Origin of the sequence: Desulfobulbus rhabdoformis (assembly GCF_016919065.1) — a bacterium.
Taxonomy (GTDB): domain Bacteria; phylum Desulfobacterota; class Desulfobulbia; order Desulfobulbales; family Desulfobulbaceae; genus Desulfobulbus; species Desulfobulbus rhabdoformis.
Window position 1 is genome coordinate 20,434 of the sequence record NZ_JAFFQA010000043.1, and the last position, 26,185, is coordinate 46,618.

Below are 26,185 nucleotides of genomic sequence, written 5' to 3' on the forward strand. Positions count from 1 at the left end.
CCTCTTACCAGTACAAACGTTTCCCGTTCACAATGGGAAATCCCCGCTCTTTAATCAGATGAATAGTAGTCTGCACATCATAGTCCACAGCTCGAATTTCCATAGTGCCCGCATCCTGATCCCAGAGCAAGTATTTCGCTTGCCAGCCCAGGTTGTCTCGTGGTTGGCCCACACTGCCCGGTACGATCAGGTAGCGCCCCTTGGGGTCAAGCTGTCGCAGCCCCAATCCGACCTCTTGGCAAGAGACGGTTGGCCCCAGCGACGAGTACCAGCCAAGAGTATGGGTGTGACCGACAAAACAGTACTGCTCGTCATAGGTGGAAAAAAGACGTTGCAGGCGGGTAAGGGTGGGGTTGTGCAGGTAGACCGTCATGGATTCGGGCGGAGAGCCATGGACAAAACGGGCTTCAAAGAGCGTCTCCACAGGAGGCAGTTCTTTGAGCCAGCGCAACGAAGCCCGACTCAACAGTGTTCGGCTCAGCTCCAATGATTGTCTGGCATTTGCATGCAACCGATTGAAGTAGCCGCGACTGACCAGGGCCAACTCATGGTTGCCCATGACCGAGATAACCCGGTAGCCTTGGAGGGAACGGACGACCTCTTCCGGCTCGGGTCCATAGCCAATATTATCGCCCAGGGAGACAATGCGATCAACACCACGGGCAGCAATATCAGTGAGCACCGCATCAAGTGCCCGGTAGTTCCCATGAATGTCGGCGATAATTGCCAGGCGCACGCTTCCCCCTTAAGTGTGAGCAATCCTGCTTCCCTGCAACAAAATGGGGGAGCCTATGTTCAGCTCAACTCCAGGAAAATGTGGGCGTAAGTAGTGCAACACCGAGCTACATTTAATCATAAAGAGGAAGAAAATAGGTGCATCCACCTCGGAGAGGCACTCAAAGTTGCCCATGCCCTTGCTGATAATGAGATCAGCCTTGTGAAAATGCTCAACAAAGGGAGCGCTGCAGGCACTCAGGGCGGTTCCTGGGATATCAGCCCCGTTATCGATCACCGGGCAGAGACGATCAAGTCCGCAGGTTTTGGCATCTTCCGGGGTGGCATCGTTGATAATGGGTGATTTACGCACAGCCAGGGTCACTTTGCAGCCGCGTGCCAGTAGCAACTCGATGACGAGCTTGTCAAAAACAATCTCCCCGCAGTTATCAGCCAGGTACAGGATATTTCCACGATTTTCGATACAGGCGAGGAGCTGCTGATAATGATTTACGGCCAGTTCCTGGCGACAGTCCGCCAGCGCCTTGTCCCGATCAAGCAGTACCTGAGAGCCGTAATCGAGCACATTGGCATTGATGGAAAAACTCAGCGCCGCCAGAAGTGGATCAGCCTCGCGAGCGATCAGCTCACGGGTCCGGACCTCAAGATCCAGGGCAAAGGTGTTGCTCTCCTTTTTTTCCGCCAGAAAAGGATCCGTCACCCCGGTACGTTCACTGATCAGACGATAATAGTGCACAGCGTTTTCCGGTGGGGACAGCTGCGGTTCAAAGTCCTGCAGCATACCGCCAACGGTGGTCAAAAGCTGCCACTGCAAGGCGGTGTCGTCTGTACAGCGGCGTACGGTTCCCAAAACCTGGCGCATAAAACAGACCAGGCAATCATTTCCAGTGTGCATCAGGGTCTCCTTCCCCCGGTTTGTTTGAGCAGGTAGTCACGGCGTACATTGCCCAAAGCCGCAAAAATATGCTCTTTGGCTCCGGGCAGCTGGGCATAGATCTGCTCTGCCAACTCATGGATATCACGGCGTCTGGTCTTTTCTGCAAGGGGACAGGCCGAGCGTACCGGCTCAAAGCCAAAGCTCTGTCCCAACGGTTCTATCTCTGCCTTATCCAGGTAAGCCAGCGGTCGAATCAGGTGCAGGCGCCCGGAAAACAGTGTCTGCTTGGGGGACATGGTACTTATATTTCCGGCACAGGTGAGATTCAATAAAAACGTTTCAATGATGTCGTCACGGTGGTGCCCCAAGGCGAGAACATTGTAGCCCTGATCCCGGGCATAGGCAAAAAGTTGAGTTCGCCTGGATCGGGCGCATTGAAAACAGAGATCCTGCCCCCCTGCACTTGCCGCGGCGATCTCGTCCGGATTGGGATGATACTGTGCAGGTAAGACCTGCAGTTGTAGGCCAAGTTGAGCCACCTGCTGCCCGATAGCCTCGGCTGCAGCCCCCTGCCCATGCGTTTCCGGCTCCATATCAACATGAAGCGGATGCAGGAGATACGTAATTGGCGCTTTTTTTTGCCACAGGTGCAGCACCGCCAGCAGGACCAGAGAATCAATCCCACCGGAGACCGCCACCAGGACCCGGTCCCCATCGGCGAGCATGCTGTAATCGTGCATGGCCCGCCCGATCTTTCGGTTCAGCGTGCGTGGTAACTGCACTCGACTCCTTATTGATCGCTATGGAGAGCACCATCAAGGGAGGGGCATTCCCCAAACTTTTCCTCTAATCCATCACGGGCCAGCTCTTTGGCGCTCAGCCAGGTCAGTCCACGACTCTGTGCCTTGGAAAGGGTAAACAGATTTTCCATGAGTGATTGCTGACGCTCATCGAATCGACCGTGACAGAGCACCCGCCCCTCACCTGTTTCAAAGAGACGGTAGGCAAAGGTCACCGCAGCGGGCTGCTTGACCCCATAATCTCCCCCTACTCGTTCATCAAAACGACTCACCGTAATATCCATAACAGCGTTGCACTGATATCGATTGGCAATCTCGCGTGATTTTTCAAGCGTTGGCGAACCAAGGCTCACATCCTGCTCGCCAACAAAACGGACTTTGGGGCCGGTCAGCATCTCCCTGACCAACTCATTGATAACCTGAGCCCCCTGAAGGAGTGTTGTGTTCTTTTCCTGCGCCTCGGGAGCGTCATAGTCGACCGTGGGCAGGGCTGGCATGACCGCGATGCACGAGATCGCGACGGACTCATCGACGACGGGATTTGTGGTTTTTTGTCCTGCACAGCCGGCTAGCAGCAGCAGACAACCGACAAACGATCCAAAACGGACCAGGGAGTGCGTAGTCATTTGATCCTCCTTGTAGCCAAACATGGGATAGGATTTTCCATACCTCCTCAAGGCGTATGGAGAAGTAATTCACTGAGCAGAAAGGTACTTCCTGCATTCGTGATTCAGGTATTACAAAACACCTTTGGAAGAGAGCTGTCCCGTCACCTTATCATGGGTGGCCACGGCAATCGCCATGGCACGGGCCAGAGCTTTAAAGACAGCCTCGAGAATGTGATGACCATTTTCTCCATGCAGCAGATCCACGTGCAGGGTCACGCCTGCATGCAAAACAAAGGCACGCAAAAACTCTTTAACAAGTGGTGTGTCAAAGGTTCCAAGTTTTGGCTCACTCACACTAACCCCATAATGGAGAAAAGGACGGTTTGAGCAATCGACACAGACCCGCACCAGAGTTTCATCCATGGGGACGTAGGCATGCCCATAGCGACAGATCCCCCCCTTGTCTCCCAAGGCCTGGGCAAAGGCCATCCCAAGGCTAATGCCTAAATCCTCCACCGTATGGTGATCGTCAACCTCCACATCTCCGGTAGCGGTTATTTCGAGATTAAACAGGCCATGGACTGCAAACAGGGTTAACATGTGATCCATAAACCCCACCCCGGTATGCACCCGGGCCTGTCCCTCTCCATCCAGATTCAGATTGACGGTGATATCGGTCTCTTTGGTGGTGCGTGCAACAGAGGAACTGCGCATATTTGATTGGGACATGGAACTCCTTATGGTCTGAAGAGGGGGATGCCCCCGATAATGAAAGCGATGCTGGTGCGTGCATCTCCTGCCCAACAAAGGTTGAAGCAAGAGCAGCACCTGTGATATATTCCTGAATCCGTGAGAATTGCTTGATTTGAGCAACCCCTTCATCAGAACTGGATTATGAATGAATTAGGGCGTATACTATATCTGTTTCCACTGATTGACAACAGTTCTCCACCTGCTGGCACCGTTTCTTCTCTCCTGCTAAAAAAACAAACGCAGGGGCTTTTTTTTGTTGACACAACACCGGAGAGTCCTGTATATTCTGCCGCCGTCACGAAACAACGAGCGGGAATAACTCAGTGGTAGAGTGCAACCTTGCCAAGGTTGAAGTCGCGAGTTCGAATCTCGTTTCCCGCTCCAAAAAATCGCTATCTAAGGTTCGGACCCCCGTTCGAACCTTTTTTTTTCAGTGTTGAGGCGCAGAATGAAAACCTATTACACGCCGGTAAATGAAATTGACCGCAAATGGTATGTAGCCGATGCCGACGGCCAGGTACTGGGACACATTGCTACAGAGATCGCCAGTCGTCTGCGTGGTAAACACAAACCGACCTTCTGTAATTTTCAGGACAATGGCGACTTTATTATCGTAGTTAATGCCGATAAAGTACACCTGACTGGTGGCAAGTGGGATAAAAAGATGTATTACCATCACACCGGGTATCCGGGCGGTATCAAGAGCGCCACTGCTCGTGAGATGCTGACCAAAAAACCGGAAGAGCTTATCCGCTTGGCTGTCAAAGGCATGTTGCCCAAAAATAAAATTGGCCGGGCACAGCTGAAAAAACTGAAAATTTACAGCGGCTCAGAGCATCCTCATCAGGCCCAGCAGCCGGAAAATCTTGAGATTTGATTAGGGAGTAGAGACATATGGCCTCAGAACAGACATACGCAACAGGTCGACGCAAAACAGCTATCGCTCGCGTTTGGCTCACCCCCGGCAACGGCACAATGGCAGTCAACAATCAGGAGTTGGTCGAATACTTCGGCAACATCTTCTTTGAGCCAAAAATTGCCAAACCTTTCGCCGTCACCGAAACACTCGAGCAGTACGACGTAAAGGCTACTGTCAAGGGTGGTGGTAAATCTGCCCAGGTTGAAGCGCTGGTTCACGGCATTGCCCGTGCGCTCCAGGAAGTAAATCCGGAGATGCGTATTCCCCTGAAAAGAGCAGGCCTGCTCACCCGTGACCCGCGCGCTAAAGAGCGTAAAAAATACGGTCAGCGTGGTGCCCGCGCCCGCTTCCAGTTCTCCAAACGTTAATTTCTTAGTGGTCTGCGGGTACTTCTCGCGATTCCATAAAGAACGCATTATACGGGGAATAACGATTAGTTCGTTATTCCCCGTTTTTTTTTCACCTCCTGGCTCCCCCAGGTGCTGAACGAGGATCTCTACCATGTTAAACGTCGGAATTGTTGGTGCTTCCGGGTATACCGGAGTTGAATTGGCCCGAATCCTGGCCGGACACCCAGGAGTTCGTCTCACCGCTGCGACTTCCCGCCAGTATGCAGGCAAACCACTGGCTGAAGTGTTTCCCAACCTTCGTAAACGGGTTGATCTGGTGTGTGAAAACCTCGGAGTTGATGAGCTTATTGGGCGAGCGGATTTCTTTTTCTGCGCGGTTCCGCACAAGACCGCCATGGATATCGTTCCCCAACTGCTGGCTGCCGGGAAAAAGGTGGTTGATCTCAGCGCTGACTACCGCATTCATGATGCAGCCGTGTATGAAGCCTGGTATCAGCCCCACTCAAGTCCCGAATTTCTTGAGGAGGCGGCTTATGGTCTCCCGGAGCTATACAGGGAACGCGTCCAAACAGCACGGTTGACTGCCAATCCCGGTTGCTATCCGACCTCCGTTATTCTTGGTCTGACCCCACTTTTACGAGAAGGGCTGATTGATCCTGCCACCCTGATTATCGATTCAAAATCAGGCACCTCCGGTGCGGGGCGTGCAGCCAATGTGGGAACGCTTTTTTGTGAGGTCAACGACGGTTTCAAAGCCTACAAGGTTGGCGGAGCCCACCGTCATATCCCTGAGATTGAGCAAGAGCTCTCGCTGGCTGCAGGGAAGCAGGTGACTGTCTCCTTTACACCGCACCTCCTTCCCATTTCAAGGGGCATTCTCAGCACTATGTATGCAAGCCTCACCGACAAGGGGCAGCAAGCAGATCTGCAGGCGCTTTTTGAAACCTGTTATGCCAGCGAGCCCTTTGTACGAGTCCTCCCCTTTGGTACCTCGCCCGCAACACAGCATGTACGTGGCTCCAACTGCTGCGACATCGGTCTGCAAAAGGACGAACGCACCGGTCGCCTGATTGTGATGTCGGCCATTGACAATATCGTCAAAGGTGCTTCCGGCCAGGCCGTGCAGAATATGAACCTGATGCACGGCTTTGAGGAAACCATGGGCTTGATGGGTGCCCCCTTCTTCCCCTGACAAAGGGGGACACAGGAAGACGGCTCCACACCTCTATGCATTTCTAACATGGTACGAACAATCCGTCTGCTCATCGCCTACGATGGCGGCAACTACTGCGGCTGGCAGCGTCAGAAACAGGGAGAAGCCACCATTCAGGGCGAAATGGAGCGCCGCCTGGCCCTCCTCTGTCAGGAAGAGATCACCCTGCATGGCGCCGGTCGAACCGATACCGGCGTCCATGCCCAGGGGATGGTGGCCCATTTTCAGACTTCAGCGCGCACCCCCGTGACTGCATTTTTCAAAGGGCTCAACTCATTGTTACCCCCCGATATTCGCATTCTCGGCGCAGAGGAAGCACCTCCGGATTTTCACAGCCGCTTTGATGCCCAGGGAAAAACCTATCGCTATGATTTTTTTACCGGCCCGTTGCAAGCCCCCTGGTCCCGTCTTTATCGAGCACATTTCCCCGGTCCCTTTGATCCAGACCGGCTACGTCTGGCCCTGAACTGTCTGCAAGGCACCCATGATTTTTCAAGCTTTGAACGCACTGGGACTCGGGACAAGACCCTCACTACCGGGCGCGGGGCAGTGCGGACCCTGCACGATCTGAGCTGTAGCCCATCCCCCGGCGGAGAGGCCTGCTGGTCCATCCGCATAACCGGAGATGGTTTTCTGCGGCAGATGGTACGAATTCTCTCAGGGACGCTCATTGAGATAGGGCAAGGCAAACGGGATGACTCAGAGATGGAGCGGATCCTCGAGGCCAGGGACAGGAGGATGGCCGGACTCACCGCACCCGCCTGTGGCCTCTATCTTGAAAGGCTCTATTATCCCAAGCCCCTGTTTCAGGAGTTCCCCAATCCTTGTTTTCTTCCCTCGTAAATCGCCTCACTCCCGAGGTACATGAATCATTGTGTTTTAACTTTTCGCGAATTTTCTCATGTTTACTGCACGCATCCCGCTGATCCTGGCCTCAGCCTCTCCCAGACGAAAAGACTTCCTCAACAGTTTGGGGCTCACATTTTCGATCGATCCCGCCGACATTGACGAGACTCCATTACCAGCTGAAGCCCCTGACGCCTTTGCCCAGCGAATGGCACGAGATAAAGCGCAGGCACTGAGCATTCTGCATCCCCACAAATGCATCATTGCAGCCGATACCGTTGTTGCCCTTGATGAGCGAATTTATGGTAAACCGGAAAATCCAGAGCAGGCCCTAATTTTTCTCAAGCAGCTCCAAGGCCGTACCCACCAGGTCATAACCGGCTATTCTGTCCTGGCACGACAATACAATATAGAGGCGTGGAGCACAGAGACAACCATGGTCACCTTTGGTCATTTTGAAACCTCCGTACTCCAAAGCTATGTCAACACAGGCGACCCTCTTGACAAGGCCGGAGCCTATGGGATTCAAGGCATCGGCACTTTTTTGGTTCATTCTATCGAGGGATCCTACAGTAATGTGGTTGGGTTACCTCTGACCCAACTGCTCAACACCCTGCTGCAATACAACATTATATATCCCGACTGATTGCCTCCCAACGGGCCCTCTCCCCAATACGTCAGTTTTCCCGCGCATCAATCAATCACCTGATACTCTTTAAGAACTTCAGATTGATCTCTGTTCAAAATTATGCAAATGTAGAGAAGAATGCAACGACTGGCTGCCTGTCGGAGATGTAAAAAGAAAAGGGGACTCACCTGCTCTACTTTTTCCCCTTTCTGATTTACTCCGACAATCATAGAGCGGCCCTCCCTTTTCCCTGAATAGATACCATGGCCAACACTCCGCCCCCTGCTCCTTCGGATAGAAGCCAGCTTCTGATCGATTTCCCTTTACGACTCTTTACCGCTTTGAGGACCATACGGCTTTATCCGGCGGCCAACCCACAGGTACAACGGACCAACGAGATGGTGGTGCAATCCTTTCAGGCGCTGCAGGAAAGCGGCGATGAGGATGTCATCGTCCTGGGGATTTCAGACCAGAAACTGATGGTCTGCGGAGAACCGTTGGGGGATAAAGATCAGGCAAAACCGCAGATCAAGGGCCTACGAAATCTTTTTTCCCGGGCAAAGATGCATTCTCTCTCCTTTTCCTCGGCTTTTTCCTTTGAGGAGTGCATAGGCCTCACGCAAACCCTCTCATCACTCCTGGAAAAAAAAGAGGTCAACGAACCTGTAGCAGCCATGCTTGATAAGGCAGGTATCCTCTCGGTTACAGCTGATGCCCAGCGCTATGTGGCAATTCATGATGGTGAGCAGGTCGTCCGGGAGGAGCTTCTTGGTGCAGGACTCAACATCAGTGATGAGGAGCTGGCCAACTTTGTCCTCGGTGGAGACAAGGCTGTGCAAGGTGTATCCAAGGAGTTGATCGAAGAACTCATCAACCGCCTTCCAGCTTCAGGAATGACGTCTTCCGACGGCCAGAACACAGAAGAGCTCACTAATTCAGTGATTGAGCTCTTAAAAGATCTGAAACTTTCTCGTAACACGACTGACGGGTCCAACGTGATGCCTGGCAGTAAACCGGAAGCAAGTATTCTCAATAAACTTGATCCTGCACTTCTTGCAAAACTCGTCGCCAACCTCCCCGAGAATCCTGATTCCAGTGTTGTCTTGGCTGAGACAATAAGTGAGCTTTCGCCAGAACGCTTGAACGCACTTGTTGCCAAACTGGTGGCAGAACAGCCTCTGGTTGAAAGTGAGCCAGGTAGCACCAACCTGGGATCGATGGATGCCGCCGCCATGCCGGCAGCCCTGCAACGGTTAATTGCAATGCACCCGGAACAGGCTACTGCTATCAACCAGGCAGCCGCTCAAAATCTCGATGCAAAAAACCTGCTGCTTCGCCCCGAGACCACCCTTGCAGAGCTCCCCCAGCATTTGCTGGAACGTCTGCACCAGCCCGAATGGTCAGCTCCGGTGCTTGCTTCTGCTGCCGAACAGCTTATGAGCCAACAAAAGGTTCCCGGTGGGCCTGTTGATTTTTCAGCATTTCAACACATGCTGGGACAATACGAACAGCTCCTTGATCACAATCAGCAGGCACAGGTTGCAAAAAAAGCCGGCGCACAACTGGCATCTATGGAAGGGGCGGCTTTGGGCAACATGCTCACACAGAAATTTAAAGGACTCTTGGGGGAACAGCTCTACGAGCAGGTCATGGGCCAGGTATCCGATGAACTCCTTGATGAAACCGTCGAGCAGCTCACACCCATACAGCTCAACCGCATGGTGGCCATTCTCACAAGCGATATTCCGCTGCATATCAACAAGGAAGGTGACCCCAATTTTGAACCCGCCACCGACTCCGTTCTCCTCCGGCTGGCAAACACAAAAAAAGGGGCGGAGATTAAACGGGCCGTCGACCAGAATATCGATGCACGCACCTTACTGGTCGCCCCCGAAACCACTGTGGCGGAATTGCCGGAACACCTGCGGCAACGACTCATGCAACCGGAGTGGTCGGCACCGGTCCTGGCATCCGCGGCGCAACAGGTCATGGACAATCAGGCGGGTACGGAACACCCCATCGATTTCTCCGCATTTAACCGTATGCTTGCTCAGTATGAGCAGGTGCTGGACCGTGACCAGCAGGCACAGGTTGCAAAAAAAGCCGGCGCACAACTGGCCTCTATGGAAGGCGCGGCTTTGGGCAACATGCTCACACAGAAATTCAAAGGACTCTTGGGGGAACAGCTCTACGAGCAGCTCATGGGCCAGGTATCCGATGAACTCCTCGATGAAACCGTCGAGCAACTGACGCCCATACAGCTCAACCGCATGGTGGCCATTCTCACAAGCGATATTCCACTACATATCAACAAGGAAGGTGACCCCAATTTTGAACCCGCCACCGACTCCGTTCTCCTGCGACTGGCTAACACAAAAAAAGGGGCGGAGATTAAACGGGCCGTCGACCAGAATATCGATGCACGCACCTTACTGGTCGCCCCCGAAACCACTGTGGCTGAATTGCCGGAACACTTGCGGCAACGACTCATGCAACCGGAGTGGTCGGCGCCGGTCCTGGCATCCGCGGCGCAACAGGTCATGGATAATCAGGCGGGAACGGAACAACCCATCGATTTCTCCGCATTTAACCGCATGCTTGCTCAGTATGAGCAGGTGCTGGACCGTGACCAGCAGGCACAGGTTGCAAAAAAAGCCGGAGCACAACTGGCCACAATGGAAGGCGCGGCCTTGGGCAACATGCTCACACAAAAATTCAAAGGACTCTTGGGAGAACAGCTCTACGAGCAGATCATGGGCCAGGTATCCGATGAACTCCTCGATGAAACCGTCGAACAGCTGACACCCATACAGCTCAACCGCATGGTGGCCATTCTTACAAGCGATATTCCGCTGCATATCAACAAGGAAGGTGACCCCGATTTTGAACCCGCCACGGACTCCGTTCTCCTCCGACTGGCAAGCACCAAAAAAGGGGCGGAGATTAAACGGGCCGTGGATCAGAATATCGATGCACGCACCTTGCTGGTCGCACCCGAAACCACTGTGGCGGAATTGCCGGAACACCTGCGGCAACGACTCATGCAACCGGAGTGGTCGGCGCCGGTCCTGGCATCCGCGGCGCAACAAGTCATGGACAATCAGGCGGGAACGGAACAACCCATCGATTTCTCCGCATTTAACCGCATGCTTGCTCAGTATGAGCAGGTGCTTGACCGTGACCAGCAGGCACAGGTTGCCCGGCAGGCAGGCACGCAGCTCGCCTCAATGGAAGGAGTCGCACTGGGCAACATTCTCACCCAGAAATTTAGGGGGCTCTTTGGAGAACAGCTCTTTGAGCAGATCATGGGACAGGTCTCCGATGAACTCCTTGATGAAACCGTGGAGCAGTTGACCCCGAAACAGCTCAACCGTATGGTTGCCACACTCACAAGCGAAATCCCGCTTCATATAGGCAAGGAAGACGATGCAAATTTTCAACTTGCCAGCGACTCTATCCTGATACGCCTTGCCCAGACCCAACGCGGTGCGGAAATCAAAGAGTCTCTTGCCCAATCCCTTGAGGCGAGAGAGCTGCTTGTTGCTCCAGAGACAACGGTGGCGGAATTGCCCGAGTATCTGCGCCAGCGGCTGCTTGAGCCTGAGTGGTCGGCCCCCATGCTCGCACAGGCAGCTATCCAGGCTGCAAATCCACACGAGACGCCAGGGCAACAACAAGTCGATTTTTCAGGATTTAATCGCATGCTAGCCCAGTATGAGCAGGTACTCGATCAGGAGCAGCAAACCCAGGTGATCCGGCAAACAGGTGCACAACTCGCCTCCATGGAAGGGGCAGCACTGGGAAATATTCTATCACAAAAGTTTAAGGGGCTTTTTGGGGAACACCTCTATGCACATGTAATGGAGCAGGTCTCTGATGAACTACTGGATGAGACGGTTGAGCACCTCAACTCCAAGCAGCTCAACCGCATGGTGGCCACCCTGACAAGCGATATTCCGCTTCAGATTAGCAAAGAGGCGGATCCGGATTTTGTTGCCGCCGATGATGCCATCCTCAAACGGTTGGCCCGCACCAAAAAAGGAAGTGAAATTGAACAAATTGCGGCACACAACATCGCAGCTCACCATCTTCTTCAGGCAGCAGGCCCCTCAACACAACTTCCCGAGCAGATAGCAAGCCGCCTGCACCAACCGGAATGGTCGGCACCGGTGCTGGTAAGTGCCACGCGCCAACTCTTTGCGTCGACAGAGGATAATCCGGATGCACCAATGCATCTGGCAGACTTCGAGCAAATGCTTGAACGCTACAACACCTTGCTCAGTCAGGATGAACAGCTTCAGGTGGCCTCCAAAGCAGGGGGCGAATTGGCAAGTCTTGAGGACCGAGAACTGGGGATGATTCTGGTTAAAAAATACAAAAACCTTTTTGGGGAACAGCTCTACCAACAGATTATTGCACAACTTTCCCCCGAAAGAATAGAACGACTGACAGCACAGTTCCAAGATTTGGCCGAGGGCCGCATCGCCAGACCAGCTGATCTGGACGCAATCGAGGTTGAAGAGGCATACCAGGGGTTGATGGAAACCGTCCGTAGCGAAAAAATGAGGGCTATTATTGAGCTTCACCAGGAGCAGAAAAAACAAAAAGAACAGCAACGCAAAGATTCGCTCAACAAAGGCCGTGACAACCTCCTTCAAGGCCGATTTGAAGAACTGGAAAGCCACTCTTTTGCCGAGGCAATTCCCGAAGAAATTCGACAGTTGCTTCTCAACGATGATGAAGCTACCGCTGACAACCTGATGATGCAGCTGGCTATCGGCATGCAACACAACCACCCCAGGGTACGTGAAAACGCCTTTGAGGCCCTGGCTGCAACCTCTGAGCATCTGGCTCGCATTGGCCAGTGGGATCGATTTACCAAACTACTCCCCGCCCTGAAACAGGGCATTGAGAAGGAGGGAGTGACCCCCAAAAGCAGTGAGCAGGCCCTTGCAGCTATCAGCGGACTTGCGGAACATTATCTCACCCAAGAAGACTATGTCTCAGCCTATGAAATCCTTCATTTCCTGCAACAGCTGACCCAGGCTCGGGTGCCCCATGTGCGTGAACAGGCACGGGATGTCCAGAAAGTACTCTGTTCTCAAGATATGCTTGCGCAACTGCTCGATCGCTTTTTTCATTCGGAAAAGCAACAACACATTGCTGGAAAAATTCTTGTCGAACTGGGCCTCGAATCAGCCAAATTTCAGCTCAAACAGCTCTTTGAAAGCGAAAGCCGTTATGAAAGAAAACGTCTGTTAGGCCTGATCAAGCAAACCGGAAACCCTGCTGTATCCCTTCTCATTCAACAACTGCGCAAGGATGCCCCATGGTATGTACTGCGCAATATTATTCGTTTACTCGGTGAGGTGGGGGAAGAAAAACATTTTACCAAGGTACAGCCCTTTATCCGTCACAGTGACCCGCGTGTGCAACAGGAAGTTATTGCAACAGCAGCAAAAATTGCTGGCGATAGCCTCAAGGATTTTCTTTTGGAAGCACTGCAGCAGGCGGATGATTCCTTAAAAATCCGCGTGATCAATCATATTGCCACAATCCATGATGAACGATTTGTTCGTCCACTGACAGATCTTCTGGAGAGTTCCAAGCCCTTTCTGGGAAAAAGCAAAACGGATCTCCAGATAAGTACCTGTAAGGCCCTGGGCGCTCTTGGCTCCAAACGGGCGACTGGATCGCTGAGCCGGGTGGCCCAAAGTAAAAATATGCTTGGTTTATCCGGTTACGCCGATGAGGTACGGGTGGCTGCCCAGCATGCATTGCAGCAGATACGCCGAGCCAATCAGGACCAGCAGGAAGAACACTCGCTCGGTATGGAAACAAACACCAGGAGTACAGCGCTCCCACAGGTCAGTGATAGAGAAATTCAGGAAGAGGAAAAGAGTATCTTCAAGCTGGCCCAAGAGGGTAAACACGCAGAAGCCAAACAACAGCTGCTGGATTTAATAGGCACAGTGGCCCACGCCGGAGACTTAGCTACAGCCGAACGACTGCGTGAACGGATTTACGAATTGGATGAAACAGCGTTTCCAGATATCATCCGCAGTGAAGCAATCATAGAACAGGAGAAACAGGGTGTTTGCCCAGAGGATCTGGAAATTTGGGCAGAGCTGACCGATCAGCTCGGTACCAGAGAGTTCCAGATCATGCACCAGGCATTCAGTGAACGTAAGCTCCAACCGGAAGAAACCCTTGTCACTCAGGGTGACAAAAACGATGGCCTCTTCTTTATCAACCAGGGCAGTATTAAGGCTTCGCATCTTGTTGACGACCGTGAACTCTTTATCACCAGTCTCAGTCGCGGCCAACTGGCTGGCGAGAATTTTTTCACCCCTTCCCTCTGGACCGTTACCCTGAGCTCACTGACCCCGTCACGAATCTACATTCTGCCTCAAGCAGTCCTGGCCGAGTGGAAGGAAAAGTATCCCGGCCTGCGGGCTAAGCTCTACGATTACTATCGGACCCGTGATACCATCAGCGGCATGCTGAAGAAAAAAGGCCTGAACCGCCGCAAAGATGAACGGTTCACCCTTGCGCGTAAGGTGCAGGTGCAGCCGATCAGCAGTAACGATGCGCCCATCGGGCGTGGATTTCGCTCTGAGTCGGCTGATATATCTTTGGGCGGTCTCGCCTTTCTTGTTCGTATCTCGCGGCAGGAAAATGCACGGCTGCTCTTAGGACGGCGCATGCAGATCATCATTCCGGTGGGCGGCAAAATTGGGAAGCTCACCTTTAAGGGGCTGGTGATCGGGGTACAACCCTATCGTCAGTTGATTGGCAACTTCTCGGTGCACTTCAAATTCGATCGCCCCATTGACCATGAAGAGTTACAGGCTATCCTTGGTTAATTTGTGTCCGTCCAGAAACGGTCTTTTCGAAGTCTGCACTTTTTTCTGGTGGAAGAAACACTTCCAAACCTGATTCCCTGAAACAGAAACAGGCCGAGAGCACAGCAGGTTCAATCCCCTGCGATCGCCTACAAAGGAGCAGCCCATGCCTGATGCTATCAGCCAGTTCTATCAAAAACATCTCACCGAAGGGCACCTGCGCCACCACACGCTGCAGGCCCCCTGCCCTTTCTGCAGCCAAAAGAACACGGAATTCAATGGACGTCTTCAGGTCCTGCTAAATCCCAGCAGTTTCTTTCATGGATATTTTCGCTGCACCGCAGGCTGTGTCCCTGGCGGCTTTGCCCTCCATTTCGCCCGCCTCAGCAAAATTCCTCTGTCGCAAGTGCCGGGCTATGAGCCCGACCGGGAGTATGCGGGGAGTGATATTGATTATCCGGTCAAAAACCTCAATCAGGAGCTTATCGGGTTTCAGGCGAAACTCACTGGCGAGCAGGCTTCTCCCTTACAAAAAGCAAAAATTGGAAGTGGAGTGCTTGAGGAGCTGGCCATTGGCTTTAACGGCAGGTACCTGGTCTATCCGTACCAGCAAGCGGACGGCAACTGCTACGCAGCGCGCTGCATTCATCCTACCCGCGTTGAAGACTGCTTCTGGTACGGCGATGAACGTTTCTTTGGCCAAGAATTCCGTATTTTCAACGCTCCGGAGATAGAGCGTTGTGAAAATGGAGCCCTCTTTCTCGTTGAAGAGGAAAAGAACCTGCTGCCCATCAAACAGCTCGGCTTTCCTGGCATTGCCGTACCAACAGCCGCAGATCTTGACGCAATTGCCCCCGAGCGCCTTGCCTGGATCCGAACCATCTTTCTCTGGGTCAACAACAACGCCGAATCTGAAGCCAAGGCTCGAGCCTTCGCCACCCGCGTGGGGTTTAAGGTTCGGCTCATCCGTTGGCCGGAGGATGCACCGCGAAATGCCCAAATTTTTGAACTAGCCGTAAACCAGCAGGACGACTGGGCGGCAACCGTTGCAGAATACTTGAAAAATGCCCGGGCCTTTTCCCCCTTTTCGAGCCCGCTTGCCGAGTTTCAGGGGTTTTCCCAGCAACTGCGACAGGAGGCCGGAGAGGCCTATACCAAACTCACCTGTGGTTTCCCTTTACTGGACCGGGCCCTGGGGGGCCTGCACGGCATCAATATCATTGGTGGCCCCCCCAAGGCAGGCAAGTCAGCCTTCAGTATTCAAATAGCCACGGAAATGGCTTTGCGCAAGCTGCCGGTGATTTACTACGACTTTGAAAACGGACGGCAAAAAATCTACCTGCGAACCCTCAGCCGACTCAGCCGATTGAGTACTGAACAAATCAAAGCGGCCACCCTGCAACCAAAAAACCAGCCAAGCCTGCCCCAGGCACAGCAGCAACTTAAAAAATTGCTCATTTCCTTACGGGTGGTCAACGATCGCAGCCTCTCGCCAGAGACCATGCGACGGCATATCGATTTTCTGCGTCATGAGACGCATAGCCCCTACACCGTCGTCGTCATTGACAGTCTGCACAAACTCCCCTTTAAAGATATCAGCCAGAAACGCAGTGGCATCGATGGCTGGTTGCGTCAACTTGAGGCGATTCGTGACGAGTTAGCGGTCAGTTTTCTGGTGATCTCAGAACTTGCGCGCAACAGCGAAGGCCAGTTTGATCGGCAACCGCACCTGGGCTCTTTTAAGGGATCTGGGGATATCGGCTACTCAGCCGATAATGCCATGGTACTCATGCCCCTCTGGGATCCATTTGACAGGAACATGGCCCAGGATCGGGTCAATGAATTATGGCTGGTGGCCAGTCGAGAGCAGAGCCCGGGAAGAGTCGCGGGCTATCAAGTGGATTATCCCTACTGGGGATTTACCGAGCAGGGATAATCCGAATTGCTCCTTCGAACTCAACGCCCTACCGGCTGACATCTTGCTGCCACTGAGAGAGAAGCTCCAATGCCAGTTTTTTTCGATGCTGCCCCCGCTCTTTCTTCGGGATCTTACGGCCGGTGAACGCAAGTGGTGGAAACAGGCCGAAGTTGACATTGGAGGGCTGAAAATGTTTGGTCTCCGTGTTGATCAGATGCTGGATGAGCGCACCGTGGGCCGTTGCCTCTGGTGGTACAACCAGTGTTTTCCCTTGGACCATGCGGGCTGCATTCATGCCAGCCAGGAGTCCCATGGCCGTTGACTCGATATACCCCTCAACGCCTGAAAGCTGACCGGCCAGGAAGATACCGGGCAGCCGCTGCATCTGCAGGGTTGCGTCCAAGACCTCGGGCGCGCAGACAAAACTGTTGCGGTGAATGGACCCCAGACGCAGAAAAACAGCTTCTTCCAGACCGGGAATGGAACGAAAGACCCGCTTTTGCTCACCGTAGGTCAGCTTGGTCTGAAAGCCCACCAGGTTATAGGCCGTGCCCTCGCTGTTTTCTGCCCGGAGCTGAACCACTGCGTAATACCGCTCCCCTGTCACCGGGTGCGCCAGGCCAATGGGCTTCATCGGCCCGTAACGCAGGGTATCAGGGCCTCGTTCGCACATCACCTCAACGGGCAGACAGCCTTCAAAATAATGCGGCTTTTCAAAATCGTGAAGCGGTACGGTTTGGGCATTACCCAAGAGATCAATAAAGTGGAGATACTGCTCCTTATTCATGGGGCAGTTCAGGTAATCCCCGGGGCCTTCATCATCCCAGCGTGATTTTCGGTAGACGATATCCCAATTCAGACTCTCCGCATCCACGATGGGGGCGATGGCATCGTAAAAGGCCAGGTTATTGCCTCCGGTGAGTGTCTGCAGATGCTCGGCAAGTGGTCCGGAGAGCAGTGGCCCGGCGGCTAGAATCACGGGTCCAGCAGCCGGATCGGGCACTGTTTGCACCTCCTCCCGCATCACTGTGATCAGGGGATGCTGCTCAATTTCCCGCGTGACCATCTCGGCAAACTTGCCCCTATCAACGGCCAGGGCTGATCCTGCAGGTACGGCCGTGGTATCAGCACAGCGCATGAGCAACGAGTCAAGGCAACGCATCTCTTCTTTGAGGAGTCCGGCTGCGCTGTCCACAGCATTTGAACGTAAAGAATTGGAGCAGACAAGCTCGCCCAGAAGAGGCATCTCATGGGCCGGAGAATACTGATTGGGTTTCATCTCATAGAGAGTAACCGCCACACCTCGCCTGGCCACCTGCCAGGCAGCTTCAGAGCCCGCCAGACCGCCGCCGATAATTATCACCTTGTTCATAATGCTCCAGCAATCAGTTGCACAAAATGCACTAGGCCAAAAGGCCCAGTGCTCTATTCACAGTTCGGGATAAAAAAAGGCAGAGTGACGTTGTGCCACTCTGCCCATGGATCAATGATACATGTAGGGTGTCTTGAATAATTAAATTTTTCAATCAAGGTCAAGGCATGCAAAAAATTTTACCGCAGGCATATACATGATATTCCGAGGATAAAATTTTTCGCATAACGCCGAGATTGGCAGAAAAAGCAATTATTCAAGATTCCCTGTACTACTTTAATATCTATAATGCTCGGGCTTAAACGGTCCCTCAACATCCACGCCAATATAGTCTGCCTGCTCTTGCGTAAGCGTGGTGAGCTGTACACCGATTTTGGCAAGATGGAGGCGTGCAACCTTTTCATCGAGTTTTTTGGGTAGGAAGTAGACCTTATTCTCGTAGTCCCCGCTGTTATTCCACAGCTCTATTTGAGCCAGCACCTGATTGGTGAACGAGTTACTCATGACAAAGCTGGGATGGCCGGTGGCGCAACCCAGATTCACCAGACGGCCCTCGGCAAGAACAATGATACGCTTGCCATCGGGAAAGATGACATGATCCACCTGGGGTTTGATATTCTCCCATTCCAGTTCGCGGATACCGGCGATATCAATCTCGGAATCAAAATGGCCGATATTGCAGACAATGGCCTGATCCGGCATCACATCCATATGAGCCCGGGTGATGACCCGCAGGTTACCGGTACAGGTGACAAAGATATTACCAAGGGGGGCAGCCTCTTCCATGGTGACCACGCGGTAGCCCTCCATGGATGCCTGAAGCGCGCAGATGGGGTCGATCTCGGTCACAAGCACCGTGGCACCCATACCACGCAGTGCCTGGGCACAGCCCTTGCCGACATCGCCATAGCCCACCACGACCGCTATCTTCCCGGCAACCATAACATCGGTTCCCCGCTTGATGCCATCGATCAATGATTCGCGGCAACCGTAGAGGTTATCAAACTTGGATTTGGTCACCGAGTCGTTGACGTTAAAGGCCGGAGCCTTCAACGTGCCCTGCTTGGTCATCTCGTAGAGGCGATGGACACCGGTGGTGGTTTCCTCGGAGATACCACGAATTTCTGCCATCAATTCGGGATATTTCTCGTGCATAACCAGAGTCAGGTCTCCACCATCATCAAGAATCATGTTGGGACGCCAGTTGTCCGGCCCAAAGATGGTCTGGTCGATGCACCACCAGAACTCTTCTTCACTCTCCCCCTTCCAGGCAAAGGTGGGGATACCGGCCGCTGCCACAGCGGCGGCGGCATGATCCTGGGTGGAAAAAATATTACAGGACGACCAGCGCAGCTCAGCCCCCAGCTCAACTAGGGTCTCCATCAGCACTGCTGTCTGAATAGTCATATGAAGACAGCCAGCAATACGGGCGCCCGCCAAAGGCTTGCTCTTGCCAAACTCCTCGCGCAGGGCCATGAGACCAGGCATTTCAGTCTCGGCAATGGCGATCTCTTTGCGCCCCCAATCGGCCAACCCCATATCGGCTACTTTAAAATCACTCATGTGGTACTCCTCTTCTTCCCTGACCTTTCAGGGGTAAAACTTCAAAAAATATACTGGCCAGGAAAGCTAACCAGAAAATTAACTGAAACTCTAGCTTTCTCCGTAGGGTGGGCAGGCTGTTTATGCCCACCATAGCCAAACTATTTGCTTATGAACGACGTCGAGTTAAACACTGATCCTGCCCTGGTGGGCAGGAAACTCCCTCTGCCCACCCTACACAACTTCAAAAAAATATGTTCTGGGGTGTATCAAGCTGGATCCGTGAACGTGTTCAGAGCCCCCCGCTGTCACGTGTTCAGATTACATCCCTGCAGCGTCTCGCAGTGCCTCAACCTTATCGGTTTTCTCCCAACTGAACTCGGGCAGCTCACGACCGAAATGACCGTAGGCAGCCGTTTTATGATAGATGGGACGCAGGAGATCAAGCTGCTGAATGATCGCCTTGGGACGCAGATCAAAGACCTGTCCCACAATTTTCACCAACTGCTCCTCAGAGACTTTACCCGTGCCAAAGGTTTTGACATTGATGGAGACCGGCTGGGAAATACCGATGGCGTAGGCAACCTGCACCTCGACCTCGGTTGCCAGCCCTGCGGCCACAAGATTTTTGGCCACATAACGTCCCATGTAGGAGGAGGAGCGATCGACCTTGGAGGGATCCTTGCCGGAGAAAGCGCCGCCTCCGTGGGAACCTCGCCCACCATAGGAATCAACAATAATCTTTCGGCCAGTGACCCCGCAATCGCCCACAGGGCCACCAATAACAAAACGGCCTGTTGGGTTGATAAAAAATTTGGTCTGGGCATCAATCATCTCAACCGGTAACACCGGCTTGATGATCTCTTCCATCACACCTTCTTTCAGGGTTTCATAGCTTACATCCGGACTGTGCTGGGTAGAGAGGACCACCGCTTCGATCCGTTTGGCAATGTTGTCTTCATACTGAATGGTGACCTGGCTTTTGGCATCGGGGCGTAACCAGTCAAGCGTACCTGATTTACGCACATCGGACTGGCGCTTGGTCAGACGATGAGCATAGGTAATGGGCATGGGCATAAGCACGCTGGTCTCATCGCAGGCATAACCGAACATCAGTCCCTGATCACCTGCTCCCTGATCCAAATCCAGACCGGTCCCCTCGTCAACGCCTGCGGCTATATCGGCAGACTGTTTATCAATGCTGGTAAGGACCGCACAGGATTGCCAGTCAAACCCCATATCCGATGAGTTATAGCCAATCTCGCGGATGGTCTCGCGAACGATCTGTGGCATATCCACCCATGCGGAGGTCGTGATTTCACCGGCTATCATGGCCATGCCGGTGGTCACCAGACTTTCACAGGCGACACGAGCGTGTTTATCCTGCTCAAGGATGGCGTCAAGAATGGCATCGGAGATCTGATCGGCAACCTTGTCGGGATGCCCCTCGGAGACTGATTCCGAGGTAAAAAGATGTGTAGACATGGAGTCTCCTTGTGGAGGAAAAATAAAAACAGCGGTATATATTCAGGGAGAGGAGCATATGGTCTGTGCCCAACTCCGTATATCTTGTGAGGGGATGACGGTTGATCAGAAAAAATTTGGGTATGATACTCTATTTTCTTCATACAATTCAACGGAAATGGCACACAGATGAATGCTCACGGATTCATACAAGGTTTTAATAAGGCACTCTTTCTCATATGCACCTTTTTCGACGCATATTTTATTTACTGATCGGCTTTACCTTTCCAGGATTCTGGGTCTTTCATGCCTCGGGTATGTTCGCGAACCTCTACCTGCCCCTGCAAAGACTGCTGCACAGTCAAAGCCCCCTCTTCCCCGCACTGATAACAGCGAGCCTACTCTATCTGGTGATTATCTGTTGTTTTGAATTCGTGCGCATCCTGATCAGGCGCATTCGTGCGTCTTGAATAATTAGATTTTTCAAACAAGGTCAAGGATTGCGAAAAATTTTACCGCAGGCATATGATAAATATCGGAGTCTTCGCTTACCTCCGAGGACAAAATTTTGAGTATGACGCAGAGATTGGCAGAAAAAGCAATTATTCGAGATGCACGTCAGCCATGAATAGCATATCCCCCATCCACCACCAAGGTGTGGCCATGCACCATCTCCGCCATTGTACTGCAGAGAAAGAGGACCATATCAGCAACATCCTCGGGGACAACCAAACGGCCCAGAGGGGTCCGCTCCATGGCAGCACCGATAATCTCATCCCGATTGGGAAATTTTTTCAGAGCGTCCGTTTCCACCACGCCTGCGCTCACGGTGTTTACAGTAATGCCTTTTGGGCCTAATTCCACTGCTAAATGCCGCACCAGAGACTCCAGGGCCGCTTTTGAGGCGCCAACAACGGTATAGTTGGGGATTGCGCGTACCGCACCAATGGAGGAGATGGCGATAATGCGGCCGCCCTTGTCCATCATTGGCAGCGCCTGCTGGGTAATGAGCATCAGGGCGCGGGCATTGATGTTGACCGCCCAGTCCCAATGCCTGCTCTTGAGCTCTTCCACAGGCTTGAGAACTCCCGAGGCGGCATTGGAGACCACAATATCGAGGCGATCATAGCGTTTGCGTATTTCAACAAACATGACCTCCAGCTGCTCTTCATGGGCTAGGTTCGCCCGCAGAGCCACACACGTCCCGCCTCGTTCTTCAATCGCACTGACCACTTCCCCTGCATTGGTACGATGCCGTACATAGGTGATAATGACCTCGGCACCCCGGGCAGCCAAACGCATGGCAACAGCCTTGCCTATACCACGAGATCCACCTGTGACCAATGCAACCTTGCCATGTAAATCGATCATTGCTCCTCTTCTCTGTCTGGCGCTTTCGCTCCTCACCACCCCTCCCCGCGGTTATTTTCCGCGCAGTTTGGAGGCGAGTAACAATCGGCGCAGGGAACTTTTTATAAAACGAAAGGGGTTGAAGCGGACCGGAATGAGTTCCTCTGGAAGCTTGAAACCATTGGTTAAAAAATCAGCTGGCGCATTGCCGCTTAAACAAATATCAGCAGGATCAGCCCCGAAAATTCCAGCATCGCGTGCTGCCCTCCACAACGGAAACCGTTCAGGGGAGACAGCGAGCACTGTTATCAGGGCGGTATCTACGGCAACGGGATTTCTCGCCCCTGCAAGTAGCCCCAGGGGATATGGCTTTCCATGAATGGGGCCGGTAACATGCATAGCCTCCACCCCATCAACCAGGCTGTAACCAGGAGGCAGCAAGGAGAGCAACTCCACCAGATAGTCGGCAAAGTGTCCCTGTTTTCCCCCATGCACCATATGCCATAACGGCTTGTGCAAACCGGAAATACAGCCAAAATAATTTTTGACGGCCATGGTCAATCGCATCTGTGCATGCGCTTTGAGCTTGGGCAGGTTAATCAGGTAATCGCACTCCAAAGCTGGGATAGCGACCCGGGCATTTCTTCCGCTGGCCATCTTCCTTGTGGTTGAGCGAGAGAACTCGACTATGTGCGCACCCAACTGTTCAAGCTGCTCTGCGACACCAATTTTCTGCAAGACCGAACGGGCGCTCCCAAAGGCAGGAGAATCCCCCACCATAACCTGCGCCCCCATATCCCTCCAGTACCTGGCTACAGAAATTATAATTCGGGCATTGGTACAGGACAGCTGGCTATTGGTGGCCGTAATCAAGTTGGGTTTAAGTAAAATCCGGGCAGAACGATAATTTGCCGCCGGTAGACTGCTTGCCAGAATACGGGCAATATTGTCCTGAAGTTGCGGCCCATCATAGGATGGTTGCCGACAAAGCGTTACAAGGGAATCTGTACACTGCATAGCTAAAAAAAACCGGCCTGATCCAGAAAGAACCAAGCCGGTAAAGGAGAGAAGAGATGAAGAATTACGTATTATTTAGCATCAAGCGTGCCAATTAATAATCGCACTCAAAACCATCAACATTTGCCCTATTATCGGTAAATTAGAGCAACAGAGTTACAATTCAAGGAAAAGCCGAAAAAGAGAAAAAAGTAAAAAAAATATAACTCCTCAGAGCATAAAGGTAGCCATTAAAAACAAAAAATCCTTAAATATCAACACGATACAAACAATGCCATTTTTTACACTCTTTTCACCAGCTGCAGCGATTTATCTGGGTATTTTTTATACACCGAATTCGCCATTCATATCATTCATATATAAGGGTGCCTTGAATAATTAGATTTTTCAATCAAGGGCAGGTAAGCGTAGACTCCGAGGATTGGAAGAAAAAGCAATTATTCAAGATTTCCATCAGGTTTTATGCCCCGTTCTGAATCCGTGAGCATTCAGCGACTCTCCCCTCAATCATGGGTTTAGTTGCCGCGAATCTCAAGAGGAATGACCCGCACCCGCAAAACGCCTTCCTGCTGACTGATCTTCTCCTGAATGTCTGTTGAAACGGGCCCTGCGCAATCGATGATATTATATCCAACCGTGCCGTTACTCTTGTTGGTATAGTTGATGATATTGATATTTTCATTCCCCAGCAGATTACTGATCATGCCGATCATTCCGGGCTGGTCGCGATTGATCACGGTCAGACGTGTGTGCACCTCAACCGTGGGAATGGTTTCAATGTTGGGGAAGTTGACGCTATGAACGATATTGCCATACTCCAGATAATTTCTCAGCTCCCGTACCGCCATGGTGGCACAGTTCTCTTCCGACTCGGCAGTGGAGGCCCCCAGATGGGGCGTTACCAGAATTTTATCGTTGCCGAGGAATTTCACCGAGGGAAAGTCTGAAATATGGCCTCGAAGCTTGCCACTTTCCAGTGCTGTCAAGACCGCATCTTCATCGACAACCGGGCCACGGGCATAGTTGATCAAAACAGCCCCCTCTTTGACAAACTCAAGAAAATCCTTTGTTGTCACATAGCCCCGGGTATTTTTATTGAGCGGCATATGGATGGAGATAAAGTCGGCCTCACTCAAGGCCTCTTTGCGCGAGCGGGTCAGGGTGACATTGGGATCAAGGTGATGAATGTTATCTAAAGCTGGAAAGGGATCAAAGCCGACCACCTTCATGCCATGATGCAGCGCAGCATTGGCCACTCCCACTCCGATCTTTCCCAGACCAAAGACAGCCATGGTCTTGCCGGCCATCTCCTCGCCTTTGAAGATCTTTTTCCGCGCCTCAACCTCCTTGTTGATGGCATCGTCATCGGTCATGCCGTTCAAGCCCTGGCAAAACTCGATACTCTTCTCCACGTTACGCAGCCAGATACCAAGCGAGGTATACACAAGCTCGACAACAGCATTGGCATTGGCACCAGGAGTATTAAAGACGCAGACCCCCTGCTCGGTAGCCTCATCAATGGGGATGTTATTGACCCCGGCACCTGCACGGGCAATGGCCAGCAGGTTCGAATATCCGGAAAGATCAATTTTGGTGGAGCGTACGACAATGCCATCGGGATTCGTTTCTTCCGGATCGACATGGAACCGTTCGGTAAACAGTTCCAGCCCTTCCTGGGCAATGGCATTAATGGTCTTGATGGTAAATTGCTTCATGATTCCGTCCTCTTTGATATTTAAATGGAATTAAAAATATACTTCAGGGGCGAACAACAACCTTTTTTGATTGGCGGCTTTGGTAGCATGAGCTGACACCCAGCAAACCAACTCCTCTCTGGCCAATCAAAAGAGTATGCAACAGCAATACAGACACCAACCGGCACCGCTCACGGGACATGCGGGCCGCAAAACCTTGGCAGGGTAAGAAATAAAGACAGGGGATGTCAAGGGAAAGGGAAAAGAAATGAAGAGAATTTTTTTGGCGAGAAAAAATTGTAACGTTACCACCTGTTTTTTAATAAGATTTTACAATTTTTCCGTATTTTTTTCCTGTTTTACGGATTTAAATGCTTTTTTACGTTACAAACAGCCGACAAATAGGGGGAAAAAGATGAAAGGCAAGGACTAATTGTCTTGTCGTTGAGGGTGAGGAAAGATGTTTTTGTCTGCAAGAAAAAAGATATTGCGGGTGCAAGCTGACCTGCTCATCATGAACTCAGCATGGTAGAATGATGAGAAAATTAAAGAAAAGCTTACTCCTACGAAGAATAAATTGTGGTCTGCCCCTAATTCATGACCCTAATCCATGACCCCTGGATCAAAATTTGCATAGCTCCAACTTGGGTTAACTTTGTCAAGTTTATAAAAAGGAGCGAGAAATGAAACGACTACTTTCAATTGTTGCGAGCGCTGGAATGCTAACACTAGGTGCAGCTGGAATCGCGAGTGCCGTACCGACAACCTGGACAGATGTAATAGATTTCGATCCAGACAGGTTAGTACCACCGACACTAAGTTATTATCACGACATCGCAGACGATGGGTTCAGTTCAGAATGGATGGGGGGAGATGATACTTTTTATGCGTATGAGCTTAGCATTTCCATGTACGACGACAACGTTGGTACAGAAACTGAGGAGCGTGGTGACTATTTAGGGAATTTATACGGTTGGGGGGTATTAAACAGGGCAAGCGCACGAAATTTTTAGCTAGCAAGCACACTGCCAAGAAACCGATTATCGCAGGCTGCTCTGAATTGTTTTTGCTTGATACTCATTTTGGTTTTCTCTCGTTGCAGCAGATTACGAGCTATATGCCTCAGTACGGCAAAATTCTCGGGAGCATCGTCTTTTCGGATTCGGCATTCATCTTCACGAAATGTAACATCAAGTACATAGTGAAGGGAATTTTCTATACCCCAATGGGAGCGCACAGCTTTGGCAAACAGTT

21 protein-coding genes and 1 tRNA gene are annotated in these 26,185 nt (G+C 52.1%); 10 read left to right on the top strand and 12 right to left on the bottom strand.

Annotated features, from left to right (window positions below):
- Nucleotides 1-4 precede the first annotated feature (4 nt).
- The 5 genes from JWJ90_RS18225 to hisB form a co-directional block, all read right to left on the bottom strand.
- The gene (locus JWJ90_RS18225; RefSeq protein ID WP_205228650.1) at nt 5-736 is read right to left on the bottom strand and encodes a metallophosphoesterase; all 732 of its coding nucleotides are present in this window, start codon (nt 734-736) and stop codon (nt 5-7) included.
- Nucleotides 737-745: 9 nt separating this feature from the next.
- Nucleotides 746-1,630 carry a damage-control phosphatase ARMT1 family protein gene (locus JWJ90_RS18230; RefSeq protein WP_205228651.1) on the bottom strand — a complete coding sequence of 295 codons (885 nt, stop codon included), beginning with the start codon at nt 1,628-1,630 and terminating at the stop codon, nt 746-748.
- A complete protein-coding gene (locus JWJ90_RS18235) occupies nt 1,630-2,394 on the bottom strand; it encodes a tRNA lysidine(34) synthetase (protein WP_338032344.1) in 765 nt (254 codons plus the stop codon). The genes JWJ90_RS18230 and JWJ90_RS18235 overlap by 1 nt, the downstream gene beginning before the upstream one ends.
- A gap of 8 nt (nt 2,395-2,402) precedes the next feature.
- Complete coding sequence (locus JWJ90_RS18240) at nt 2,403-3,038, bottom strand: hypothetical protein (RefSeq protein WP_205228652.1); 636 nt, start codon at nt 3,036-3,038, stop codon at nt 2,403-2,405.
- A 111-nt stretch (nt 3,039-3,149) separates the two neighbouring features.
- Nucleotides 3,150-3,749, bottom strand: coding sequence for an imidazoleglycerol-phosphate dehydratase HisB (gene hisB / locus JWJ90_RS18245; RefSeq protein WP_275889137.1), 600 nt, complete (start codon nt 3,747-3,749; stop codon nt 3,150-3,152).
- Nucleotides 3,750-4,082: 333 nt separating this feature from the next.
- On the opposite strand from hisB, the gene JWJ90_RS18250 reads away from it, so the two are divergent.
- The 8 genes from JWJ90_RS18250 to JWJ90_RS18285 all read left to right on the top strand — a co-directional run bounded on the left by JWJ90_RS18250 (nt 4,083) and on the right by JWJ90_RS18285 (nt 16,510).
- Nucleotides 4,083-4,157 (top strand) — tRNA-Gly (locus JWJ90_RS18250).
- 64 nt (nt 4,158-4,221) lie between these two features.
- Nucleotides 4,222-4,650, top strand: a complete 429-nt coding sequence (rplM, locus tag JWJ90_RS18255; RefSeq protein WP_205228653.1) for a 50S ribosomal protein L13 — start codon at nt 4,222-4,224, stop codon at nt 4,648-4,650.
- Between the two features lie 17 nt (nt 4,651-4,667).
- Entirely contained in the window at nt 4,668-5,060 is a 393-nt protein-coding gene (gene rpsI, locus JWJ90_RS18260) for a 30S ribosomal protein S9 (protein WP_205228654.1), read from the top strand.
- Between the two features lie 133 nt (nt 5,061-5,193).
- Nucleotides 5,194-6,234: an N-acetyl-gamma-glutamyl-phosphate reductase gene (argC, locus tag JWJ90_RS18265; protein WP_205228655.1), complete on the top strand. Its 1,041-nt coding sequence runs from the start codon at nt 5,194-5,196 to the stop codon at nt 6,232-6,234.
- A gap of 48 nt (nt 6,235-6,282) precedes the next feature.
- Nucleotides 6,283-7,098, top strand: coding sequence for a tRNA pseudouridine(38-40) synthase TruA (gene truA / locus JWJ90_RS18270; protein WP_205228656.1), 816 nt, complete (start codon nt 6,283-6,285; stop codon nt 7,096-7,098).
- A 58-nt stretch (nt 7,099-7,156) separates the two neighbouring features.
- Nucleotides 7,157-7,747: a Maf family protein gene (locus JWJ90_RS18275; protein ID WP_205228657.1), complete on the top strand. Its 591-nt coding sequence runs from the start codon at nt 7,157-7,159 to the stop codon at nt 7,745-7,747.
- 245 nt (nt 7,748-7,992) lie between these two features.
- A complete protein-coding gene (locus JWJ90_RS18280; protein WP_205228658.1) occupies nt 7,993-14,595 on the top strand; it encodes a HEAT repeat domain-containing protein in 6,603 nt (2,200 codons plus the stop codon).
- Between the two features lie 145 nt (nt 14,596-14,740).
- Nucleotides 14,741-16,510: a DnaB-like helicase C-terminal domain-containing protein gene (locus JWJ90_RS18285; RefSeq protein ID WP_205228659.1), complete on the top strand. Its 1,770-nt coding sequence runs from the start codon at nt 14,741-14,743 to the stop codon at nt 16,508-16,510.
- 28 nt (nt 16,511-16,538) lie between these two features.
- Here JWJ90_RS18285 and trmFO read toward each other — a convergent pair whose 3' ends face one another.
- From trmFO to metK, 3 genes are all read right to left on the bottom strand, one after another.
- Nucleotides 16,539-17,867 carry a methylenetetrahydrofolate--tRNA-(uracil(54)-C(5))-methyltransferase (FADH(2)-oxidizing) TrmFO gene (trmFO, locus tag JWJ90_RS18290; RefSeq protein WP_420828922.1) on the bottom strand — a complete coding sequence of 443 codons (1,329 nt, stop codon included), beginning with the start codon at nt 17,865-17,867 and terminating at the stop codon, nt 16,539-16,541.
- A 273-nt stretch (nt 17,868-18,140) separates the two neighbouring features.
- Nucleotides 18,141-19,427 carry an adenosylhomocysteinase gene (gene ahcY, locus JWJ90_RS18295; protein WP_205228661.1) on the bottom strand — a complete coding sequence of 429 codons (1,287 nt, stop codon included), beginning with the start codon at nt 19,425-19,427 and terminating at the stop codon, nt 18,141-18,143.
- Nucleotides 19,428-19,727: 300 nt separating this feature from the next.
- Nucleotides 19,728-20,891, bottom strand: a complete 1,164-nt coding sequence (gene metK, locus JWJ90_RS18300) for a methionine adenosyltransferase (protein ID WP_205228662.1) — start codon at nt 20,889-20,891, stop codon at nt 19,728-19,730.
- A gap of 218 nt (nt 20,892-21,109) precedes the next feature.
- On the opposite strand from metK, the gene JWJ90_RS18305 reads away from it, so the two are divergent.
- On the top strand, nt 21,110-21,340 hold the full coding sequence (locus tag JWJ90_RS18305) for a hypothetical protein (protein WP_205228663.1): 231 nt from the start codon (nt 21,110-21,112) through the stop codon (nt 21,338-21,340).
- A 148-nt stretch (nt 21,341-21,488) separates the two neighbouring features.
- Here the strand turns inward: JWJ90_RS18305 and fabL are convergent, their stop codons facing one another.
- The 3 genes from fabL to JWJ90_RS18320 form a co-directional block, all read right to left on the bottom strand.
- Nucleotides 21,489-22,241, bottom strand: a complete 753-nt coding sequence (gene fabL / locus JWJ90_RS18310) for an enoyl-[acyl-carrier-protein] reductase FabL (protein WP_205228664.1) — start codon at nt 22,239-22,241, stop codon at nt 21,489-21,491.
- Nucleotides 22,242-22,292: 51 nt separating this feature from the next.
- Nucleotides 22,293-23,237, bottom strand: coding sequence for a DUF362 domain-containing protein (locus JWJ90_RS18315; RefSeq protein WP_205228665.1), 945 nt, complete (start codon nt 23,235-23,237; stop codon nt 22,293-22,295).
- A 515-nt stretch (nt 23,238-23,752) separates the two neighbouring features.
- The gene (locus tag JWJ90_RS18320) at nt 23,753-24,952 is read right to left on the bottom strand and encodes a 3-phosphoglycerate dehydrogenase family protein (RefSeq protein WP_205228666.1); all 1,200 of its coding nucleotides are present in this window, start codon (nt 24,950-24,952) and stop codon (nt 23,753-23,755) included.
- Nucleotides 24,953-25,614: 662 nt separating this feature from the next.
- Between JWJ90_RS18320 and JWJ90_RS18325 the strand changes: the two genes are divergently transcribed.
- Entirely contained in the window at nt 25,615-25,944 is a 330-nt protein-coding gene (locus JWJ90_RS18325) for a hypothetical protein (protein WP_205228667.1), read from the top strand.
- On the opposite strand, the gene JWJ90_RS18330 is transcribed toward JWJ90_RS18325, so the two are convergent.
- The coding region (locus JWJ90_RS18330) for an ISAs1 family transposase (protein ID WP_205226489.1) at nt 25,941-26,185 on the bottom strand (245 nt) is incomplete at its 5' end. The genes JWJ90_RS18325 and JWJ90_RS18330 overlap by 4 nt on opposite strands.

Bases quoted from the DNA above. Each gene is read 5' to 3' on its own strand.
- JWJ90_RS18230 (WP_205228651.1), bottom strand. From the start codon at position 1,630: ATGCACACTGGAAATGATTGCCTGGTCTGTTTTATGCGCCAGGTTTTG.
- JWJ90_RS18240 (WP_205228652.1), bottom strand. From the start codon at position 3,038: ATGACTACGCACTCCCTGGTCCGTTTTGGATCGTTTGTCGGTTGTCTG.
- hisB (WP_275889137.1), bottom strand. From the start codon at position 3,749: ATGTCCCAATCAAATATGCGCAGTTCCTCTGTTGCACGCACCACCAAA.
- rplM (WP_205228653.1), top strand. From the start codon at position 4,222: ATGAAAACCTATTACACGCCGGTAAATGAAATTGACCGCAAATGGTAT.
- rpsI (WP_205228654.1), top strand. From the start codon at position 4,668: ATGGCCTCAGAACAGACATACGCAACAGGTCGACGCAAAACAGCTATC.
- argC (WP_205228655.1), top strand. From the start codon at position 5,194: ATGTTAAACGTCGGAATTGTTGGTGCTTCCGGGTATACCGGAGTTGAA.
- truA (WP_205228656.1), top strand. From the start codon at position 6,283: ATGGTACGAACAATCCGTCTGCTCATCGCCTACGATGGCGGCAACTAC.
- JWJ90_RS18275 (WP_205228657.1), top strand. From the start codon at position 7,157: ATGTTTACTGCACGCATCCCGCTGATCCTGGCCTCAGCCTCTCCCAGA.
- JWJ90_RS18280 (WP_205228658.1), top strand. From the start codon at position 7,993: ATGGCCAACACTCCGCCCCCTGCTCCTTCGGATAGAAGCCAGCTTCTG.
- JWJ90_RS18285 (WP_205228659.1), top strand. From the start codon at position 14,741: ATGCCTGATGCTATCAGCCAGTTCTATCAAAAACATCTCACCGAAGGG.
- ahcY (WP_205228661.1), bottom strand. From the start codon at position 19,427: ATGAGTGATTTTAAAGTAGCCGATATGGGGTTGGCCGATTGGGGGCGC.
- metK (WP_205228662.1), bottom strand. From the start codon at position 20,891: ATGTCTACACATCTTTTTACCTCGGAATCAGTCTCCGAGGGGCATCCC.
- JWJ90_RS18305 (WP_205228663.1), top strand. From the start codon at position 21,110: ATGCACCTTTTTCGACGCATATTTTATTTACTGATCGGCTTTACCTTT.
- fabL (WP_205228664.1), bottom strand. From the start codon at position 22,241: ATGATCGATTTACATGGCAAGGTTGCATTGGTCACAGGTGGATCTCGT.
- JWJ90_RS18315 (WP_205228665.1), bottom strand. From the start codon at position 23,237: ATGCAGTGTACAGATTCCCTTGTAACGCTTTGTCGGCAACCATCCTAT.
- JWJ90_RS18320 (WP_205228666.1), bottom strand. From the start codon at position 24,952: ATGAAGCAATTTACCATCAAGACCATTAATGCCATTGCCCAGGAAGGG.
- JWJ90_RS18325 (WP_205228667.1), top strand. From the start codon at position 25,615: ATGAAACGACTACTTTCAATTGTTGCGAGCGCTGGAATGCTAACACTA.